This is a genomic window from Telluribacter roseus (assembly GCF_017355915.2).
Classification (GTDB): Bacteria; Bacteroidota; Bacteroidia; order Cytophagales; family Spirosomataceae; genus Telluribacter.
The window spans coordinates 614495-634334 of sequence record NZ_JAFEUV020000003.1; the positions used below are offsets into that span (position 1 = coordinate 614495).

Annotated in this window: 16 protein-coding genes; 14 read left to right on the forward strand and 2 right to left on the reverse strand. The window is 52.8% G+C overall.

The genetic code is table 11. The features are described 5' to 3' along the window. The first annotated feature begins 84 nt into the window (after positions 1 to 84). Both JTN23_RS08690 and JTN23_RS08695 read left to right on the forward strand, forming a co-directional pair. On the forward strand, positions 85 to 2532 hold the full coding sequence (locus tag JTN23_RS08690) for a heavy metal translocating P-type ATPase (protein WP_247233933.1): 2448 nt from the start codon (positions 85 to 87) through the stop codon (positions 2530 to 2532). A 160-nt stretch (positions 2533 to 2692) separates the two neighbouring features. Continuing rightward, positions 2693 to 3886, forward strand: a complete 1194-nt coding sequence (locus JTN23_RS08695) for an acetyltransferase domain-containing protein (protein WP_247233935.1) — start codon at positions 2693 to 2695, stop codon at positions 3884 to 3886. Positions 3887 to 3900: 14 nt separating this feature from the next. Here JTN23_RS08695 and JTN23_RS08700 read toward each other — a convergent pair whose 3' ends face one another. Further along, a complete protein-coding gene (locus JTN23_RS08700) occupies positions 3901 to 5283 on the reverse strand; it encodes an FAD-binding oxidoreductase (protein WP_247233937.1) in 1383 nt (460 codons plus the stop codon). A 226-nt stretch (positions 5284 to 5509) separates the two neighbouring features. Between JTN23_RS08700 and ccoS the strand changes: the two genes are divergently transcribed. The 10 genes from ccoS to JTN23_RS08750 all read left to right on the forward strand — a co-directional run bounded on the left by ccoS (position 5510) and on the right by JTN23_RS08750 (position 16750). Next, on the forward strand, positions 5510 to 5680 hold the full coding sequence (ccoS, locus tag JTN23_RS08705; RefSeq protein WP_247233939.1) for a cbb3-type cytochrome oxidase assembly protein CcoS: 171 nt from the start codon (positions 5510 to 5512) through the stop codon (positions 5678 to 5680). Positions 5681 to 5735: 55 nt separating this feature from the next. Beyond that, positions 5736 to 7901, forward strand: a complete 2166-nt coding sequence (ccoN, locus tag JTN23_RS08710) for a cytochrome-c oxidase, cbb3-type subunit I (RefSeq protein WP_247233941.1) — start codon at positions 5736 to 5738, stop codon at positions 7899 to 7901. 73 nt (positions 7902 to 7974) lie between these two features. Then, on the forward strand, positions 7975 to 9021 hold the full coding sequence (locus JTN23_RS08715; RefSeq protein WP_247233943.1) for a cbb3-type cytochrome c oxidase N-terminal domain-containing protein: 1047 nt from the start codon (positions 7975 to 7977) through the stop codon (positions 9019 to 9021). A 68-nt stretch (positions 9022 to 9089) separates the two neighbouring features. After that, positions 9090 to 10502: a cytochrome c oxidase accessory protein CcoG gene (gene ccoG / locus JTN23_RS08720; RefSeq protein ID WP_247233945.1), complete on the forward strand. Its 1413-nt coding sequence runs from the start codon at positions 9090 to 9092 to the stop codon at positions 10500 to 10502. Between the two features lie 162 nt (positions 10503 to 10664). Then, the gene (locus JTN23_RS08725; RefSeq protein WP_247233946.1) at positions 10665 to 11111 is read left to right on the forward strand and encodes a FixH family protein; all 447 of its coding nucleotides are present in this window, start codon (positions 10665 to 10667) and stop codon (positions 11109 to 11111) included. 12 nt (positions 11112 to 11123) lie between these two features. After that, positions 11124 to 11849 carry a sulfite exporter TauE/SafE family protein gene (locus JTN23_RS08730; RefSeq protein ID WP_247233947.1) on the forward strand — a complete coding sequence of 242 codons (726 nt, stop codon included), beginning with the start codon at positions 11124 to 11126 and terminating at the stop codon, positions 11847 to 11849. A 146-nt stretch (positions 11850 to 11995) separates the two neighbouring features. Continuing rightward, positions 11996 to 12766, forward strand: coding sequence for a hypothetical protein (locus JTN23_RS08735; protein ID WP_247233949.1), 771 nt, complete (start codon positions 11996 to 11998; stop codon positions 12764 to 12766). 124 nt (positions 12767 to 12890) lie between these two features. Beyond that, a complete protein-coding gene (gene hemN, locus JTN23_RS08740; protein WP_247233951.1) occupies positions 12891 to 14255 on the forward strand; it encodes an oxygen-independent coproporphyrinogen III oxidase in 1365 nt (454 codons plus the stop codon). Between the two features lie 184 nt (positions 14256 to 14439). Next, the gene (locus tag JTN23_RS08745; RefSeq protein ID WP_247233953.1) at positions 14440 to 15663 is read left to right on the forward strand and encodes a PAS domain-containing sensor histidine kinase; all 1224 of its coding nucleotides are present in this window, start codon (positions 14440 to 14442) and stop codon (positions 15661 to 15663) included. A 22-nt stretch (positions 15664 to 15685) separates the two neighbouring features. Next, complete coding sequence (locus tag JTN23_RS08750; RefSeq protein WP_247233955.1) at positions 15686 to 16750, forward strand: response regulator; 1065 nt, start codon at positions 15686 to 15688, stop codon at positions 16748 to 16750. Here the strand turns inward: JTN23_RS08750 and JTN23_RS08755 are convergent. After that, entirely contained in the window at positions 16734 to 17672 is a 939-nt protein-coding gene (locus JTN23_RS08755) for a 2-hydroxyacid dehydrogenase (RefSeq protein WP_247233957.1), read from the reverse strand. The genes JTN23_RS08750 and JTN23_RS08755 overlap by 17 nt on opposite strands. A gap of 107 nt (positions 17673 to 17779) precedes the next feature. Between JTN23_RS08755 and pdxA the strand changes: the two genes are divergently transcribed. Beyond that, positions 17780 to 18886, forward strand: a complete 1107-nt coding sequence (gene pdxA, locus JTN23_RS08760) for a 4-hydroxythreonine-4-phosphate dehydrogenase PdxA (RefSeq protein ID WP_247233959.1) — start codon at positions 17780 to 17782, stop codon at positions 18884 to 18886. A gap of 9 nt (positions 18887 to 18895) precedes the next feature. Beyond that, positions 18896 to 19783, forward strand: coding sequence for a YicC/YloC family endoribonuclease (locus tag JTN23_RS08765; RefSeq protein ID WP_247233961.1), 888 nt, complete (start codon positions 18896 to 18898; stop codon positions 19781 to 19783). Positions 19784 to 19840: the final 57 nt, after the last annotated feature.

Here is a 19840-nt window from a genome sequence, read left to right on the forward strand (position 1 = left end):
TGCTGCAATTTTGAAGCATGAATACGAGTGTGTTGGCCTGTGTACTTCATCATAGCAGTCAGCATACTTTTACCGCAACAACCCATGAAAGAAAGTACTCTTGCTCCTGAACCGGTGGTTCAGGAAATCCATACCTGTTACCACTGTGGTGAACCCTGCCGCGACGAAATACTCCCGCACGATAGTCACGAGTTTTGTTGTGAAGGCTGTAAGCTGGTGTATGATGTACTGAAGGAGAACGATCTCTGCCAGTACTATGCCTTTGACGATGCCAAAGGCAACTCCCCTGAGTCTACGTACTACCAGGGCAAGTTTGACTACCTGGATCTGCCCGATGTACAGCCGAAGTTACTGGAGTTTACTGACGGACGGCAGTCGCGGATCAACTGGCTGGTACCCAAGATGCACTGCAGCTCGTGTATCTGGCTGCTCGAAAAACTGGACCATCTGCACCCCGGCGTCTCAGGCTCAGTCGTGAACTTCCCCGAGAAGAAAGTACGGGTTTCCTTTTATCCCGATAAGATAAAACTGAGTGAACTGGCGGAGCTGCTGACTAAGATCGGCTACGAACCCTACATCAGCCTTAATGATGTCGAGGGGAAAGCCGGAAATAAATGGAATCGCACCCGTCTGTACAAGATGGGCATCGCGGGTTTCTCGTTTGCAAACATCATGATGCTGAGCCTGCCCGAGTACTTCCACCTCGGTCAGACTTCCGAAGACCAAAACCTGAGGGTACTTTTCAGCGCTCTGAACGTCGTACTGGCGCTGCCGGTGTTCTTCTATAGTGCTTCCGATTTTTTTGTGTCGGCCTGGAAAGCCCTGCGTGGTCGCTATCTGAATATAGATGCACCCATTTCGCTGGCCCTGTGGTCTGTATTTCTGACGAGCCTGTACCAGATCCTGTCCGAGACCGGTCCCGGTTACCTGGATTCGCTGACAGGTTCTATTTTTTTCCTGCTGATCGGGCGGTACTTTCAGGACCGGACCTACGCCAGTATTTCGTTCGACCGCGACTATAAGTCGTATTTTCCCGTGGCGGTGGCCGTGTTGAAAGAGGGGGTGGAAACCCGGTTGCCCATTACGGACCTGCGCCCCGGCGACCACATGATCGTACGGAACCGGGAGCTGATACCCGCCGATGCGGTACTGGTAAGTCCACAGGCCATGATTGATTACAGTTTTGTTTCGGGTGAGGCTGAGCCCGTAGAACGGCGCAAAGGAGATACCATCTACGCCGGAGGCCGGCAGAGCGGAACGGCGGTAGAGATGGAGGTACTGCGCCGTGTATCCCAGAGCTACCTGACCCAACTCTGGAACAATGATGCCTTTACCCGTAAAAAAGAGGACGAGAACCAGACGCTGGCGGCCCGCTTTAACCGGTACTTCTCTTCGATCGTACTGGTCATTGCTACGTTAACTTTTACGTACTGGATGTATACCGAAGAAAGTTTTGCCCTGGCATTTACTTCTTTTACTGCAGTACTTATTGTGGCTTGTCCCTGTGCCCTGACGCTGTCGGCAACATTTACCAATGGTAATATGCTGAGTCTTTTTGGTAAGTACCGGTTCTATCTGAAAAATGCGTTTGCCATTGAGCGTCTGGCTAAGATAGATACCGTCGTATTTGATAAAACGGGTACCATTACCCTGGCCAGCGAAGCTGAGGTAACCTTTGAGGGAGAGCCGCTATCGGCCGATGAGCAGGTCATGATAAAAACGCTGGCTGCACAGTCGTCGCACCCGCTGAGCCGGCTGCTTGTACAATGCCTGCCCGAAGTGACGCTGAGTCGCAGGGTACTGTCTGACTTTGAGGAAATAGAAGGAGCCGGTACCCGGGCGCTGTGGGGTCGGTACCAGGTACAACTTGGCTCAGCACGCTGGGTGGGAATAGATACGTTCGACGGTGACAGCCACAACGCGTCACGGGTGTATGTATCGGTAGATGGGCTGGTGCGCGGGTTCTTCTCTATCCGTAGCAAGTACCGTCCCGAACTTGCACAGTCGGTAGTTAGTCTGCGGGAGGATGGCTATAATCTGTACCTGCTCTCCGGTGATAAACCTACTGACCAAAGTTATCTGAGTACTTTGTTCGGGAGTACATCCCGGCTATTTTTCAGACAGCATCCCGATGAGAAACTGGCCTTTATTCAGAAGATGCAGAAGGACGGGAAGCGAGTACTGATGGTAGGCGACGGCCTGAATGATGCCGGTGCCCTGCGGCAGAGCGAAGTAGGACTGGCGGTATCCGACGACGTCAATAACTTTTCACCTGCCTGCGATGCCATTATAGAAGGAGAGCGCCTGGCTGACCTGCCGCGTTACATCAGGATGGCACGCGCCGGACAGCGGGTCATAAAGCTGAGCTTTGCCTTGTCGCTGGTGTATAATATCATCGGACTCACCTTTGCGGTAACCGGTAATCTGACTCCTGTTCTGGCAGCTATTCTAATGCCGGTCAGCTCCATCATCATTGTCCTGTTTACTACGGGGGCTACCAACCTGGCGGCGCGAAAGTGTATGAAAAAGTAAGTGTGAACGATGGTTATGAAAGCGGCGGAGTGCTACTCCGTCGCTTTTTTCTTTTGAGGTATACGAATATCGGAACAGGTAGTATAAATAATCATGTACTTTTTACTTATTTTGTTATACCTCAGGTGCTTATACAGGCTACTACTTGATCCGCTACTCCATGACACAAACCGCTACGCTTTCGTCTCCCCCAACCCAAGTATTGACCCGCGTAGGTAGCATAGATGTGCTCCGTGGGCTCGTGATGATCATTATGGCGCTGGACCACACGCGTGACTTCCTGCATATCAATGGCTTCTATTATGATGCTACGGATATGGCTACTACTACACCCCCCTTATTTTTTACCCGCTGGATTACGCACTACTGCGCACCCATATTTGTATTTCTGGCCGGGACGTCGGCCTACTTGTCCGGCCGCAAGAAAACGCCCCGGCAATTGAGTAGTTTTTTGCTGACCCGGGGCCTGTGGCTCATCTTTCTGGAGATTACCATCATCAACTTTACCTTTTGGTTTAATCTTACCTTTTCTTTCCTGATGCTGCAGGTGATCTGGGCCATTGGCTTCAGTATGATGGTACTTGGTGGGATGGTGTTTCTGCCCTGGCGGGTGGTGCTGGCAGTGGGGCTAGTTATTATTGCAGGCCATAATACGTTGGACGCAGTCTCTTTTCCCGAGGGTACTACGGCTCATGTTGTATGGGCCCTATTGCACCAGCAGAGCTTTATACGCTTCAGCTCTGGTATGACGCTGGGGGTACTGTACCCGGTACTGCCCTGGATAGGCGTGCTGGTAACAGGCTACTGTTTTGGGAGGTTGTATGGCAGTGATTATACGATGGAGCGGCGAAAGAGATTTCTGCTGGTAGCAGGCCTGGCGGCCGTGGCGGGCTTTATTCTGCTTCGGTTCCTGAACGTGTACGGCGACCCCCGGCCGTGGGAGGTGCAGCGTAATGGCCTTTACACATTCATGTCATTTCTGAATACGACCAAGTACCCCCCGTCACTGCTGTACCTGCTCATGACGCTGGGGCCGGGTATGCTGCTCCTCTACGCCTTCGAAGGGCGTCAGTACCGATGGATAGACTTCGTGAGTGTGTACGGAAGGGTACCTTTGTTCTACTATGTACTCCATTTCCTGGTGATCCACCTGCTGTCGGTGGCAGGGATGCTGCTATCGGGCGTATCGTGGTCAGAGCTTGAAATGCAGGAGGGAGTGCCTCCTGAGCAGGGGTTCAGCCTGGGCGTAGTGTATATTTTCTGGGTGGGGGTAGTCTTGTTTTTCTACCCCCTGTGCCGGTGGTATGCGGGCTTCAAGGCCCGCCAAAGCAGCCAGGTATGGAGCTACCTGTAGCCCGCTCAATACGTTTAGATTGGTGGCAGCAGCTTTCCCGGATTCATCCGGTTATCCGGATCAATGGCTTGCTTAATGGCCCGCATCACCTGTAGGGCCCCCTTATGCTCCATAGGCATATAGGGGAGTTTGCCCATACCAATGCCGTGCTCACCGGAGCAGGTACCTTCCATGGCCAGGGCCCGCAGTACCAGCCGCTCGTTGAGGTCTTTGGCTTTTTCAAATCCATCGGGATCGTCCGGGTGGATGAGCATGGTCAGGTGGAAGTTGCCGTCGCCAACATGTCCGACTATGGGAGCGAGTACCCCGGTAGCCTCTGCATCGGCCTGTGTATCAACAATGCACTTCGCCAGACGGGAAATAGGTACACATACATCGGTCCCCATAAGTTGAGATCCAGGTATCAGAGCCATAGCGGCGGGAGCCGCATCAGTGCGGGCGCGCCATAGCCGGGTGCGGGAGGGTTCGTCATCGGCCCATACAAATCCGCTCACAGCCTGAGCCTCGGCGTATTCCTGTACTTTCCGGACCTGCTCATCTACTTCGCCTGCCGTACCGTGGAACTCCATAAAAAGAGTTGGTTTTTCGTCATAATCCAGGTATGAATACTGATTCACCGCTCGCATCATGACGGTATCCAGCAACTCTACCCTGGCAATGGGTATGCCTTTCTGAATGGTGGTAATGGCGGTTTTGACGGCGGCCTCCACCGTAGGGAACATACAAACTGCGGCCCGAATAGTCTCGGGGCAGGGGTGTAGCCGGAGCGTTAGTTCGGTGATAACACCCAGGGTACCCTCAGAGCCTACAAAAAGACGCGTCAGATCGTAGCCCGCGGAGGACTTCCGGGCTTTGCTTCCGGTCTGGATGATCTGTCCGTCGGGTAGCACGACCGTCAGGGCCAGTACATTATCCTTCATGGTGCCGTAGCGGACGGCGTTGGTGCCGGAGGCGCGGGTACCGGCCATACCGCCCAGCGTAGCGTTGACACCGGGACCGATCGGAAAAAAAAAGCCACCTCTTTCCAGGAGCTTGTCCAGCTGATTGCGGGTTACTCCTGCCTGTACGGTTACGTACATATCCTCGTAACTGACCTGAATGACCTGATGCATCTGCCGGAGGTCTATACACACGCCTCCTTCCAGAGCTGCTACGTGACCCTCTACCGAGGTGCCCGCTCCAAAGGGGATAACCGGTACTTTATGCCGGGCACAAATAGAGACTACTGCTGCTACTTCCTCAGTACAGCTAGGGTACACCACCAGATCGGGTGGCATACAGGTGTGGTAGCTGTAGCCAGCACCATGTTCCCGACAGATATCGGTATCCTGCGTGACGCGGTCGCCCAACAGGTCTCTCAATTCATCAAACACACTTATAGTCAGGACCTTATTCATAGCTGGGAGGAGGACTTATTTATTAGACACGTTCTTATCAGCTAATATAACAAGACTAGTGGATATAGTTGACAATCACTACTTTAATTCTTTGTAATGATTGGGTTTTTGCCAAACCTGACAAAAGTCATCTTTCCTGCCTGATGGCGCTCATCCTTTGCCGAATGGGGACCGAGTAGTTTTGAAACTGAAAACAACCAGTAACTCAACCTATTCACCAGCAACTATGAGCGCGCTATTTATCCTGATCGGTTTTAGCCTTCTGGCCGCCCTGGGCTTCCTGATCGCCTTCGTGTGGTCGGTGCGTGTCGGGCAGTACGACGACGACTACACGCCTTCGGTGCGAATCCTCTTCGACGATACCACACCGGATAGTAAGGCGGCTCCCAAAGCCTGAAATCCTCCTCTAACTTATACCAATTACTCCCAAAACAAACAACACTACAAGTAATATGAGAAATGTCTTGAATACAGGTGCTGCACCGGTCGAGCTGGACGAATTTCAGTACGACAACAAGATCGTGCGGGACTTCGCGATTGCCTCCGTGGTGTTCGGACTGATCGGGATGCTCGTCGGACTGCTGGCTGCTTTTCAGCTGGCGTTTCCGCAGCTCAACTTCGACCTGCCGTTCACTACCTTCGGCCGTATCCGTCCGCTGCATACCAATGCGGTAATCTTTGCCTTCGTGGGTAACGGCTTCTTTGCCGCCATGTACTATTCGGCTCCCCGCGTACTCAAAGCCCCCATGTGGAGCCCGCTGCTGAGCAAGTTTCACTTCTGGGGCTGGCAGCTGATCATCCTGGGCGCTGCCATTACGCTGCCTATGGGTATCACTACCTCCAAAGAGTACGCCGAGCTCGAGTGGCCTTTTGACATTGCCATCGCGGTAGTATGGGTAGCCGCCCTCGTGAACCTGGTGATGACCATGCTGAACCGCCGCGTGGAGCACATCTACGCCGCCGTATGGTTTTATGTAGCGTCGTTTGTAGCGGTAGCCATGCTGCACGTAGTGAACAGCGTAGCCCTGCCGGTGTCGTTCTTTAAGAGCTACTCCTGGTACGCCGGGGTGCAGGATGCACTGGTGCAGTGGTGGTACGGACACAACGCCGTGGCGTTCTTCCTAACTACTCCGTACCTGGGTATGATGTACTACTTCCTGCCCAAGGCGGCTAACCGTCCTATCTATTCGTACCGTCTGTCAATCGTACACTTCTGGGCGCTGATCTTCCTGTATATTTGGGCGGGCCCGCACCACTTGCTGTACAATGCCCTGCCTGACTGGGCACAGACACTGGGTACCGTATTCTCTATCATGCTGCTGGCTCCATCGTGGGGTGGTATGATCAATGGTCTGTTTACGCTGCGTGGCGCCTGGGATAAAGTACGGGAGGATATCGTTCTGAAATTCATGGTAGTAGCTATCACGGCTTACGGTATGGCTACTTTCGAAGGACCGATGCTGTCGCTGAAAAACGTGAACGCCATCAGCCACTTCACCGACTGGACTGTAGCGCACGTACACGTAGGTGCCCTGGGCTGGAACGGCTTCCTGCTGTTCGGTATCCTGTACTGGCTGCTGCCCCGTATCTACGGCCGCTCGCTCTACTCTAACAAACTGGCCAACTTTCACTTCTGGATTGGTACCCTAGGTATCCTTTTCTACGCGGTACCTATGTACTGGGCCGGCTGGATTCAGAGTGCCATGTGGAAAGAATTTACGCAGGAAGGTCTGCTGAAGTACCCTAACTTCCTCGAAACCGTAACCCAGCTGGCTCCGCTGTACTTCCTGCGTGGCGTAGGGGGTACCCTGTACATCATCGGTTTCATCGTGATGATCTATAACCTGCTGATGACCGCCCTGAACGGTAAATTGATCGCTACCGAAACCGCTAAGGCTCCTGCCTTGAGTGCTATTACGCACAACGATCCACAGGAGCACTGGCACCGGCGCATATTCGAACGTCGTCCGGTATTCCTGACCATTATGGCCCTGGTAGCCGTAGCCATCGGAGGTCTGATCGAGCTGGTACCCACCTTCATGGTCGACTCCAATGTACCTACCATTGCCAGCGTGCAACCTTACACGCCACTTGAACTACAGGGCCGCGATATCTACGTACGGGAAGGCTGCTACGTGTGTCACTCTCAGATGGTGCGCCCCTTCCGCGACGAGATTGAGCGCTACGGTGAGTACTCCAAAGCCGGTGAGTTCGTGTACGACCGTCCGTTCCAGTGGGGATCAAAGCGTACCGGTCCGGATCTGCACCGCATAGGTGGCAAGTACCCCGACTCATGGCACTACAACCACATGGATGATCCAGCCAGTATGTCGCCGGGCTCTATTATGCCTAAGTACCCCTGGTTACTGGAAGACGAGCTCGATACTACGACTACGGCCGCTAAGATCAGAGCCATGCAAACCCTGGGAGTACCTTATGACGAAGGCTTCGACCAGGTGGCTAACAAAGACCTGCAGAAGCAGGCGGAGAAGATCACCGAAAGCCTGAAGCAGAGCGGTATCAAGACCAAGTCCGACAAGGAGATCATCGCGCTCATCGCGTATCTGCAACGCCTGGGTACCGACATCAAAGCTGGGCAAGGCGTAGCTGTTAAATAAGGAATAAAGAAGAAAAGCCGGGAAGGAGAGTGGCGACATTCTCCTTCCTCCCAAGCACAAAACGTATAAACCGATGAAATTCCGTAATTATCTCGAAACCATATCCGGTGTCAGCATTTTTCCGCTGATTTCGCTGGTGATCTTCTTTGTCTTCTTTGTGGTGCTGATCTGGTACGTGATACAGATGGACCGCAGCAAGGTAGAAGCCGTGAGCAAGATGCCACTCGAAGATGGTATCCTGCGCAAGGGGGCCCTGGCTCTGTTAGCCTTCTTCGTGATTCCAGTGGCCAATGCGCAAAGTGCTACTCCATCACCCAACGAAAGCTTAAACATTGGCATTCTGACGGGCCTGCTGGGGCTGCTTATTCTGACGCTGGTGATTGTGCTGGTACAGGCGGTAATAGTACTTCAGAGAGTTAGTGCCAATCAGAAAGCGGCGGAAGCTCTGGATACTGCACCTGAGTCAAATGTCAGCTGGTGGAGCCGTTTCAGTGGATTTGGCGTGTCACTTACCGAAGAAAAGAAAATCCTGATTGCGGACCATGATTACGATGGCATCCACGAGCTGGACAACCGTATGCCCCCCTGGCTGCAGTTCCTCTTTGTAGGTACCATATTCATCGCCATTGCGTACGTCATCTACTACCACTCGGGCTTTGGCGACCTGCAGCAGGCTGAGCTGGACAAGGAAATAGCGCAGGCCGAAGTAGCAAAGAAAGCGTACCTGGCTAAGGTAGGAGCCAGCATCGACGAGAACTCCGTAACCCTGCTGGAAGACGCCGGTATCCTGAAAGAAGGTCAAACGATCTACCAGGAAAAATGCGCCGCCTGCCACGGTCCCGAAGGGGGTGGGGTAGTAGGTCCTAACCTGACCGACGAGTACTGGCTGCACGGTGGCGGAGTGAAAAGTGTCTTTAAGAGCATCAAGTACGGTATTCCTGAGAAAGGGATGATCTCCTGGGAGAAGCAGCTGAGCCCGACCGACATCCAGAAGGTGTCCAGCTATGTGATCTCTCTCAAAGGTACCAAGCCGGCTAATCCTAAGGAACCTCAGGGTGAGCTATATACCGAAGGCGGCGACGCTCCTGCCAGGGACAAGGCCGTAGCTATGAATCAATAAAAATGCCCCGGAGGAGGCACCAGCTCTCCTCCGGGAAACAACCCATACCACGTAAAGAAATCATTAAAATGCAACCTTCCCCAACCGCCTGGTCCGTTGCCGACGAGTCATTCCGCGACCACTTCAACGAAGTGCGGGAGGATGGCAGGCGCAACTGGTTCTATCCGCAGAAACCAACCGGTACCTGGCATACCCGCCGGGTGTGGTTTACGGTAGCACTGCTGACGGTCCTGTTTGTGACACCCTTCATCAGGGTCAACGACCAGCCGCTGTTTCTCTTCAATATTATCGAACGCAAGATCATCGTGTTCGGGCTCTTCATCGGTCCGCAGGACTACTGGCTATTCGGCCTTACAATGCTGTCGTTCATGGTATTCATCGTGCTGTTTACGACCATTTTTGGCCGGTTGTGGTGCGGCTGGGCCTGTCCGCAGACCGTGTTCATGGAAATGGTGTTCCGTAAGATCGAGTACGCCATCGAAGGCGACCGACCCAAACAGATGGCCCTGGACAAAGCCCCCTGGACCTCGGATAAGATCATGAAGAAGGGCGCTAAGTGGACTATCTTTCTTTTTATCTCATTTCTGATCGCCAACCTGTTGCTGGCCTACGGGGTGGGCGTGGATGAACTGCAAAAGATAGTAACTGAGCCTGTTGCTGAAAATCCGGGACTTTTTTTCGGTGTGGTAGTTTTTACGGCCATCTTCTTCTTCAACTTCACCTGGCTGCGCGAGCAGGCCTGTACCGTAGTGTGTCCGTACGGCCGCCTGCAGGGAGTACTGATGGATCGCAACTCAGTAGTGGTAGCCTACGACTACAAGCGCGGCGAACCCCGCGGAAAGTTGCGCAAAAATCAGGAGCGTACCGGCGGCGACTGCATCAGCTGTATGCAGTGTGTGAATGTATGCCCTACGGGTATTGACATCCGCAATGGTATCCAGATGGAATGCGTTAGCTGCACGGCCTGTATCGACGCCTGCGACCATATCATGGAAAAGGTAGGCTTCGAGAAGGGACTGATTCGCTATACCTCCGAAAATGCCATTACCAACGGTACCAGCAAACTATTCACCACCCGTACCTATGGCTACATCGCCGTGCTGGTCCTGTTGTGGAGTGTGCTGGGGTACATGGTCGTAACCCGTACTAATACCGAAACTACCCTGCTACGGGCACCCGGTACTCAGTACATCGAGAACCCCGACGGCAGCATCAGCAACCTGTATACATTCAAGATATTCAACAAAACCAACCGTATCATCCACCCTACGCTGCGGGTCGATACGCCCGGCGGTACCCTCCGCTTTGCGGGTAAGCCGGACCTGAGCCTAGAGGGAGCGGGTATGTCGGAAGGAACAGTGTTCATCACAGTACCTAAGTCATCCCTGACGGGGCGTAAGAATGAAGTAAAGCTATCGGTACTGGAAGGGAGTCAGATGCTGGAAGCATTCAGTACCACCTTCATCGCACCGGAGGAATAGTAATTAGCTAAATCAAAATAATAAATAACCACAGAGTAGCAGGAGGCAGGCACAGAGGTAAAGAGTACTCGGTGAAACTCAGTGCAAGAAACTCTGTGGCAAAAAAAATAATATTCACCAACAGCCTACTGCCTAAAGCATACGGCCTAAAGCACTAAAACCATGAAATTCAATTGGGGAACTGGCATTGCGATGCTCTATCTGGGATTTGTGATCGGTATGTTGACCCTGGTCACTATGAGCATGCGCCAAAAAATAGATCTGGTAGCCGACAACTACTACGAGCAGGAACTGGGCTTCCAAAAAAAGCTGGACAAAATGAACCGCGCCAATACCCTGGCTGAGCCGCTCCGCTGGGAGGTTACTGAGCAGGGGGTACTGGTTAGGTTTCCGCAGGGCATAGGTAAGGAAAAGGTAGGAGGTACGATCAACCTGTACTGTCCGGCCGACAACCGCAAGGACACGCGCTTTGAAGTACTTCCCGGTGCGGACGGAGTACAACTGATCCCTGCCAACAAGCTGCAGGCAGGCCGCTACCAGTTGCAGATCGACTGGCAGGCCGGTGAGGCTACCTACTGGAACGAAGGTACCATTGTAATCAATGAGTAGATTGGAGTAACCATGGAAACTCTGCTTCCTTACCTGGCTTTGAGCATGGGGCTGATGAGCAGCTTCCACTGCGTAGGTATGTGCGGTCCCATCGCGCTGGCGTTGCCGGTGCATAAGGGCAGCCGCTGGCAGCAGGTGGTAGGTCTGCTGGCCTACAACGGCGGCCGGGCTACTACCTACGCCCTGCTGGGTGGGCTCTTCGGTCTGCTGGGTAGTTCGTTTGCCCTGATGGGGTACCTAAGGTACCTCACCATCGGGGCGGGCCTCCTGATGCTGGCTTATGTGTTGTGGCCCGCCAATCTGGAAAGCCGCCTGCACCCGCCCAGGGTATGGCAGCAGTTTGTACAGACTATTAAGAGCCGCATGGCCCGGCTGCTAAGCAGCCGCAGCGTAGCGGGTTGGATAGGCCTGGGTATGCTCAATGGACTACTGCCCTGCGGGCTGGTGTACATGGCCGTGGTAAGTTCGGTAGCTACGGGGAGTGCTATGCGCGGGGCAGGCTTTATGTTCCTGTTTGGCCTGGGTACCGTGCCCGCCATGATGGCCGTAGGCTTCTTTAAGCAATGGTTTACACCTACGCTTCGTACCCGCATCCGCCGCCTCACACCCGTACTGGTAGCGGTAGCCGGCATCTGGATCGTGATGCGCGGGGTACTTATTCAGCCTCCGGCTACGGGGGGAGTGGGGCACGGTACCCATACCGAAATCCCAATCTGCCATAAAGGAATTGGACAGTAATAGTACTGACGAGTAAGAGGTGAGGAGTCAGGGAAATCGTCAGGCAGATTTCTCTGACTCCGCTTTTGTAATAAAGTACCTCCATGTAGTAGTTTGGGTACTTGTGGGTCTTTCCGTAGTAGATTCAGGTTACACCATAGCTGCTCATGAAACAGTTCAATTCGCAGGAAGAGGTACTCCGGTACTTTTCAGACTTGCCCTATGAGGCTCTACTAGAGGCCCGACACGAGAATCACGTACCTATACCCAAACAGATGGGTATCTACTTCTGGTTTCTGCGCGAAGAGGGGTTCGATAAGTTGAGCGGGAAGTTACCGGTCATAGTCCGGCCTCCCCAAAGTACCTTCAGGATTGGTGATGCGTACCTGGTATACTACGGGTATGTGGGTATCGATACCAGTTTCAAATCTGTGCAGAATGCCAACAATCTACAGTACTACTTCCAGTCTACTATTCCGCACAAGCAGCTAGAGTGTAATCTCGAATGCTACTCTTTTCTCTCCTGTTTTCGAAAAACGGTGAGTGGTCTGCTCTGTGATGATATCCTGGCCGGGCAGGAAGAGGTAAAAGCCTTCTTCCACGACTACTTCCGGATCTACTATCTGGCCTACGAAGCTACCAGTCCGGAAGAGGCGGCGGCGGCCAGCCGAGCTATAAAGGCAGACTTTCAGCTGATACAGCGGGCCCTGTTCTCTCTGAACCATTCCTTCGGTGCGATAAGTCATCCTACTACAAATGAATTTGTCTATGATACGGACGGGCTTGATGTACGATTCATCGTTGAAAATCGCCGGTTCCGGGCTGAGCTAACTACATTAGAGAACCTCCGTCAAAAGTTTAATCTGGATATGGATGCGGGGCGTGATCTGGTGGAACCCAGGCTGTTTTTTGAGGGTAAGCACCAAGCGGATACTTGATTCCTTAAGTCATTCTTAAAGCTGACTTCTGTCATGTTTTAAGGGGTGGAGCCTGTGTAGTTTTGATAAAAAATACGGAGCCATAACAGGCTCTTAAAAATCAAAACTAACAACCCAGCTCCCTATGGACCACAACCTGCTTCAGAAATACAACGTGCCGGGACCTCGGTATACCAGCTATCCCACCGTACCCTACTGGCAAAAGACACCTCCTTCCGCTGAGCGGTGGAAAGAGCTCGTATCGGATACCTTTGCCGTTACCAACAGCAAGCAAGGCATTAGCCTGTATATTCATATTCCTTTTTGCGAAAGCCTCTGTACCTACTGCGGTTGCAACACGCGCATCACCGTCAATCATAAGGTAGAGCGGCCTTATATGGAAGCGCTGCTTAAGGAGTGGGCCCTGTACCTGCAGGTATTTGGCGATACCCGCCCTCTGATCCGCGAGCTGCACATAGGTGGAGGTACGCCTACCTTTTTCAGTCCGGCTCACCTCAAAGAACTGATCAATGGTATACTGGCCGGAGCCGATGTACACCCACAGGCTGAGTTTAGCTTTGAGGCGCATCCCGGCAACACTACCGATGAGCACCTGGAGGCCCTGTACGAAGTAGGCTTCCGCCGGGTGAGCATAGGGGTACAGGATTTTAATCCGCTGGTACTCGAAATCATCAACCGTCACCAGACCTACGATCAGGTCAGACACCTGACCGAAAAGGCGCGGGAGCTGGGCTATACCTCCGTCAACTTCGATGTAGTATACGGGCTGCCCCAGCAGAAGGTGTGCTCCATGACCCAGACTATCTTTCAGGTCATCAACCTGCGCCCCGACCGCATCGCTTTCTACAGCTACGCGCATGTACCTTGGGTGAAGCCGGGACAGCGACGTTTCACGGAGCAGGACCTGCCCGACTCGATGAAGAAGCTAGCTATCTACGAAACCTGCCGCGGTGCTCTTGAAATGGCCGGCTACATGGATATAGGTATGGACCACTTTGCCCTCAGGACGGATGGCCTGTACAAGGCGTACACCGAAGGCCGCCTGCACCGCAACTTCATGGGCTATACCGACACCCAAACCGCCCTGCTCGTCGGACTGGGTACTTCTGCCATCAGTGATGCCTGGTGGGGCTACGTCCAGAACGAAAAGGGCGTAGAAGCCTATTACAAGCGGCTGGAGGAAGGCGAACTGCCCTTCTTCCGGGGACACGTGCAGTCGCGTGAGGACCTGATCCTGCGTCGTCACATCCAACGCATCATGTGCAACTTCGAAACCCGCTGGGATGGTACCGGCGATGTGTGCGGAGGCTTCTACGACGGTCTGGAGCGACTGGAAGAAATGGAGAAGGACGGGCTGATTGATATCAATCCCTTCCACCTTCGGGTGACCGAAAAAGGAAAGAGCTTCGTCCGGAACGTCTGTATGGCTTTCGATGCCCGCCTTTGGGCTGATGTACCCCAGACTACTCTGTTCAGTCAGACTATTTAGTTGTAGTATACCCATACCCTGTTCAGCCTTAGGTGGTTAGGGGGTATGGGTAAGTTATAATAAAGCATTGGTAATCAGTAGGTGACGAAAGTCGTTGTTATCTATTTATGTGGTAAAAGTTGGTCAATTGAAGTTCACCTCCTAACTTGGTATGTTAGATCTATATATTAAACATACAGAAGCAATGAAGCGGCATATTGAAATGCTGGATGCACTTTTCAAGCATGCTACCGAAGGAATCGTAGTGGTTGACGGCGATGGGAGTATCTTTATGGTCAATCCCAAGGCCCGCGAGATGTTTGGATATGATGAAGGTGAACTGGTTGGAGAAAAAATAGAAGTACTGGTTCCACGGCGCCACGCCAAAGCCCACGTGCAGAACCGGGTAGGCTACTCGCTGGGGCCCCACGCCCGGGGTATGGGTAGTTCACTGGACTTGTTTGCGCGCCGTCACGATGGCAGCGAGTTTCCGGTGGAGGTGAGTCTGAGCCCTTTTTCGACCAGTGAGGGCGACTTTGTGGTAAGCTTTATCATAGATATTACCGAACGGAAAAAGCAGGAAGATACCATCCGGATTGCCAATCAGGAAATACAGAAGCTAAACGCCGAGCTGGAAGAGCGGGTGGAACTGCGAACGCGTGAGCTGGGCGAAGCCCTTAGCAAACTGGAAGAATCGCAGCACGAAGTGATGCGGGCGCTGGAGAAGGAGCGTGAGCTCAACGATATGAAGAGCAAGTTTGTCACTATAGCCTCGCATGAGTTTCGTACACCGCTGGCTACCATTCTGTCGTCGGCTTCGCTGATTGGCCGGTATTCGCGTACAGAAGACGAAGAGAAGCGCCAGAAGCACGTGCAGCGTATAAAATCAGCCGTTACAAATCTGACCGAGATACTGAACGACTTCCTTTCTATCGGCAAGCTGGAAGAGGGTAAAGTACATACAGTACCGGTAGAGGTCAAACTGCCGGACTTCTGTAATGATCTGATTGAGGAAATCAGAGGTGTATGTAAGGAAAAGCAGAAGATCTACTTTGAGCACGAGGGGGCGGAAGAGGTATGGCTGGATAAGCAGCTGCTCAAGAACGTGATCATCAACCTGCTTTCTAATGCCATTAAGTACTCCGAGGCGTGTACGGACATATACCTGCGTACCCGGGGTGAAGAAGATACCGTTTATTTTGAGATAGAAGATCAGGGCATAGGTATTCCCGAAAAAGATCAGCCCTACGTATTTGACCGGTTCTTCCGGGCGCAAAATGCCGGCAATGCCCAGGGAACAGGCCTGGGGCTGAATATTGTGAAAAAGTACATCGATCTGCTCAATGGTGAGATTACGTTTAAGAGTGAGTTCGGCAAGGGGACTACCTTCTACGTGAAGCTGCCTAACCACAAGCAGGTTTTAGTTTAGTTTCCGAAACGGAATTTCTGAGATGAGTACCAAAAAGATATTACTTATAGAAGATAATCCCGAGATGCGGGACAACACGGCCGAGATTCTCGAGCTGGCTAATTTTGATGTAACGACAGCCGTCAACGGGAAAGAAGGCGTAAAGCTGGCGCACCAGCTACAGCCCGACCTGATCATCTGTGACATCATGATGCCCGAGCTGGACGGATACGGCGTGCTGCACATGCTGAGCAAAGACGACCGTACGGCCGGTATTCCATTTATCTTCCTGACGGCCAAGGCTGAGAAGAACGACTACCGCAAGGGCATGACCATGGGCGCCGACGACTACCTCACTAAGCCCTACGATGATATAGAGCTGCTGAGCGCAGTAGAAATGCGTATCAAGAAGAGTGAGCGCATCAAGGCCGAATTTAGCCGTACGGCCGAAGGGCTGGACAAGTTCATCCAGGAGGCCCGCTCGTTTGACTCGCTCAGCAAGCTGGCCGAGGATAAAAAGATCAAGTACATCCGCAAGAAGGAAACGATCTATACCGAAGGGAGCTACCCAACCGGTATTTTTTTCCTACAGAAGGGCAAAGTAAAGGCCTATAAAGCCAACGAGTTTGGCAAGGAGTACATTACCGACCTGTACAAGGAGGGCGACTTCTTCGGCTACGTGGACCTGCTGCAGGGAGTACCCTACCAGGATAGCGTAGTAGCCCTGGAAGATGCCGAGATTGCCATTATCCCCAAAGACGATTTCTTTAACCTGCTGCAGGGAAGCCGCGACGTCTCTTCCAAGTTCATCAGGATGCTCTCCAACGAGATCAAGGAACGGGAAGATCGTCTGCTGCAACTAGCCTATAACTCCGTCCGGAAGCGGGTAGCGGAGGCCCTGGTGATGCTGGTCAACCGCTACCAGGACGACCACTCCAAGCCCTTCTCCATGGCTATTACCCGCGAAGACATCGCGTCTATAGTAGGTACCGCTACCGAAACGGTCATCCGTACGCTCTCTGACTTCAAGGAGGAGCAACTGGTAGACATGAAGGGTAGCCTCATCACGGTACTTAACTACGACAGGCTGGCTAAGATGCGGAACTGACCCACTCCCGGATCTGCCGTACCAGTACTTCGTTGATCCGCACGTAGCTCTCGTGTGACCACCCGGCTATGTGCGGGGTCAGTACCACGCGGTCGGAGGTACGGAGGTAGTCAAATGCAGCCTGCTGAACGGGACTCAATTTATCCAGCTTTTCATTTTCCAGTACATCCAGGCAGGCTCCCCGTAGTTTGCCGCTTTCCAGCCCGCGTACTACCGCCTCCAGGCTTACGACTTCGCCCCGGGATACATTCATCAGGAAAAAGGGCTTTGCCATATTGTCAATAAACGCATCATTTACCCACTGACGGGTTTCGGAGGTGAGGGGTACATGCAAACTCAGTACATCCGCCTCCGAGCAGATCTGCTCCAGCGTAGCTTCCTGAGCGTAGGCATCACCGTACTGGTCGCGATACTTATCATAGGCAAGTACTTTACAGCCGAAGCCACTCAGGCGGCGGGCGGTGGCACTTCCGTTGTTGCCATAGCCTATTATTCCCACCGTCTTTCCCATTACTTCAATACCCCGGTTGCCTTCGCGGTCCCAGACTCCCTGTCGTACCTCGCGGTCGGCCCGCAGGATATTGTTGAAGAGGCAAAGCAACATACCCAGCGCGTGCTCGGCTACGGCGTCGCGATTGCCCTCGCCCGCGTGGAACAGCCGGATGTTCTTCCCCTGCACCGCTTCCAGATCAATCAGGTCCAGGCCGGCACCGGCGCGGGCAATAAAGCGCAGATTTTGGGCCTGTGCCAACAGTTCCTCGTCAACTCTTGTTTTACTTCGTATAAAAAGTCCGTCGTAGGACGAAATATGGCTGAGAATAGCGTCGCGGCGAAACTGAGGCTGGTAGTCGTAGCTCCAGCCTTGCTCGTCAAGCATCCCCAAAAGGGAGGGATGCATTTCATCAGCAATCAGGATTTTCATGCGGGAGGTGGAATTTTCGTAACTTGCCGTTAAATTATGATGCAAAAGTAAAAGGAAGAAATCTGTAAACCCGCATATATCTGTAAACTGCGTTTTAAGACTATCCTATGAGTGAACAATATAACGATAAGCCCCTGATCGGGATAAGCCTGGGCGATTACAACGGAATAGGACCGGAGGTAATACTCAAAGCGTTGGAAAGCAACCAGTTGTCGAGTATGTGTACGCCGGTCATCTATGGCTCGCTACGCGTACTGAACCGGTACCGCCACCTGCTGAACATGAAAGACTGGAACCTGCACGGCATACAGCGCCCCGATCAGGCCAACCCAAAGCATACCAATGTCATTACCTGCTGGAACGATCAGCAGACGGAGGTAGAGCCGGGCAAAGTAACTCCCGAGGCCGGTCAGGCAGCTTTTGCTTCGCTCAAGCGGGCTGTGGAGGATCTGAAAGCTGGAAAGATACAGGCTCTCGTGACCGCTCCGATTAATAAGGACAACATCCAGAGCGAAGAGTTTAAGTTTCCGGGCCATACAGAGTACCTGGCCAGCTCATTCGGAGCCCGGGAAGCCCTGATGTTTATGGTGGCCGGTGACCTGCGGATAGGGGTACTGACGGGGCACATTCCGTTGGGAGACGTCCGGCACCAGGTAACGCGGAACAAACTAGCCGCCAAGATCAAGCAGATGCTTACTTCGCTCAGAGAAGACTTTGGAGCCGGAAAACCAAGAATAGCGGTACTGGGCCTTAATCCGCACGCGGGTGAAAATGGTCTTCTGGGCAAGGAGGAGCAGGAGGTTATCATACCGCTGCTCAATGAGTTTCGTGAGAAGGGTGACCTGGTATTTGGTCCTTTTCCAGCCGACGGCTTTTTTGCCGCCAAGACCTACCGCAACTACGATGCCGTACTGGCTATGTACCATGATCAGGGGCTGATTCCGTTCAAGACGCTGGCCTTCAACGAGGGAGTTAACTTCACAGCGGGCCTCCCGGCAGTACGCACCTCACCCGACCACGGTACTGCCTACGACATTGCCGGTAAGAATCAGGCCGAGCCAGGCTCGATGCTGCAGGCCATCTACCTGGCGTGTGATGTATCGCGCTACCGAAGTGAGCTGAAAGAGCTCCAGAAAAATGCGCTACAGGAAAAGCCGCAGCCATCCGAAAGCCAGCACCCATCCAATAAGCAATACCAACGCAATAAATTCTAAAGAATACACATGCTAAAATCCATGACCGGCTACGGAGTAGCCACCGTAGAATCGGATACGCTTACTATCACAGTAGAAATAAAAACCCTGAACTCGAAGTTTCTGGATATTTACTGCCGGATTCCCAAGAACTACTCAGAGCGGGAGATCGAAATCCGCAATATGCTTACGCAGGCCCTGGAGCGTGGTAAGGTTGAATGTACCCTTACGTTTCAGCAAACAGGAGAGGCGGCAGGTACTTCGGTAGTGAATCGTCCTCTCGTTAAGGCGTACTTCAACGATCTGAAGCAAACGGCCAGCGAGCTGGCTTTCGAACCCGACCCAACCGAGCTGCTACGCATAGCTCTGCAGCTGCCCAATGTATATAACTCAGATGTGGCCAACGAAGAGCGTCGCGAGCAGGAGTGGGGGATTATCAGGCAGGCCGTAACCGAAGCCCTGCAGAAGTGTAACAACTTCCGCCAGCAGGAAGGAGAGCTGACCGCTAATAAGTTCAAAGAGTATATAGAAACGATACGTACGCTGCTGGATCAGGTGCAGGAGCAGGATGTACTGCGTATACCGGCTGTCCGCGAGCGCCTGGAGAAGAATGTGCGGGACCTGCTGTCAGACGAGAATTTCGACCCCAATCGCTTTGAGCAGGAACTGATCTACTACATCGAGAAGTACGATATATCGGAGGAAAAGATGCGGTTGAGCAACCACCTGAGCTACTTCATCGAAACGCTCAACGCCTCAGACAGTAATGGTAAAAAGCTCAACTTCATAGCGCAGGAGATAGGCCGTGAGATCAATACCATCGGCTCCAAAGCCAACGATGCCGGCATCCAGCGTCTGGTGGTACAGATGAAAGATGAGCTGGAGAAGATCAAGGAGCAGACCCTGAATGTAATCTAATAAAAAAAGCCCGCTCTTCTGACTTTGCAGAGGAGCGGGCTTTTCCTGTATTCCTAT

Excerpts from the sequence above, each read along its gene's own strand:
- JTN23_RS08690 (WP_247233933.1), top strand. The coding sequence starts at position 85 with ATGAAAGAAAGTACTCTTGCTCCTGAACCGGTGGTTCAGGAAATCCAT.
- JTN23_RS08695 (WP_247233935.1), top strand. The coding sequence starts at position 2,693 with ATGACACAAACCGCTACGCTTTCGTCTCCCCCAACCCAAGTATTGACC.
- JTN23_RS08700 (WP_247233937.1), bottom strand. The coding sequence starts at position 5,283 with ATGAATAAGGTCCTGACTATAAGTGTGTTTGATGAATTGAGAGACCTG.
- ccoS (WP_247233939.1), top strand. The coding sequence starts at position 5,510 with ATGAGCGCGCTATTTATCCTGATCGGTTTTAGCCTTCTGGCCGCCCTG.
- ccoN (WP_247233941.1), top strand. The coding sequence starts at position 5,736 with ATGAGAAATGTCTTGAATACAGGTGCTGCACCGGTCGAGCTGGACGAA.
- JTN23_RS08715 (WP_247233943.1), top strand. The coding sequence starts at position 7,975 with ATGAAATTCCGTAATTATCTCGAAACCATATCCGGTGTCAGCATTTTT.
- ccoG (WP_247233945.1), top strand. The coding sequence starts at position 9,090 with ATGCAACCTTCCCCAACCGCCTGGTCCGTTGCCGACGAGTCATTCCGC.
- JTN23_RS08725 (WP_247233946.1), top strand. The coding sequence starts at position 10,665 with ATGAAATTCAATTGGGGAACTGGCATTGCGATGCTCTATCTGGGATTT.
- JTN23_RS08730 (WP_247233947.1), top strand. The coding sequence starts at position 11,124 with ATGGAAACTCTGCTTCCTTACCTGGCTTTGAGCATGGGGCTGATGAGC.
- JTN23_RS08735 (WP_247233949.1), top strand. The coding sequence starts at position 11,996 with ATGAAACAGTTCAATTCGCAGGAAGAGGTACTCCGGTACTTTTCAGAC.
- hemN (WP_247233951.1), top strand. The coding sequence starts at position 12,891 with ATGGACCACAACCTGCTTCAGAAATACAACGTGCCGGGACCTCGGTAT.
- JTN23_RS08745 (WP_247233953.1), top strand. The coding sequence starts at position 14,440 with ATGAAGCGGCATATTGAAATGCTGGATGCACTTTTCAAGCATGCTACC.
- JTN23_RS08750 (WP_247233955.1), top strand. The coding sequence starts at position 15,686 with ATGAGTACCAAAAAGATATTACTTATAGAAGATAATCCCGAGATGCGG.
- JTN23_RS08755 (WP_247233957.1), bottom strand. The coding sequence starts at position 17,672 with ATGAAAATCCTGATTGCTGATGAAATGCATCCCTCCCTTTTGGGGATG.
- pdxA (WP_247233959.1), top strand. The coding sequence starts at position 17,780 with ATGAGTGAACAATATAACGATAAGCCCCTGATCGGGATAAGCCTGGGC.
- JTN23_RS08765 (WP_247233961.1), top strand. The coding sequence starts at position 18,896 with ATGCTAAAATCCATGACCGGCTACGGAGTAGCCACCGTAGAATCGGAT.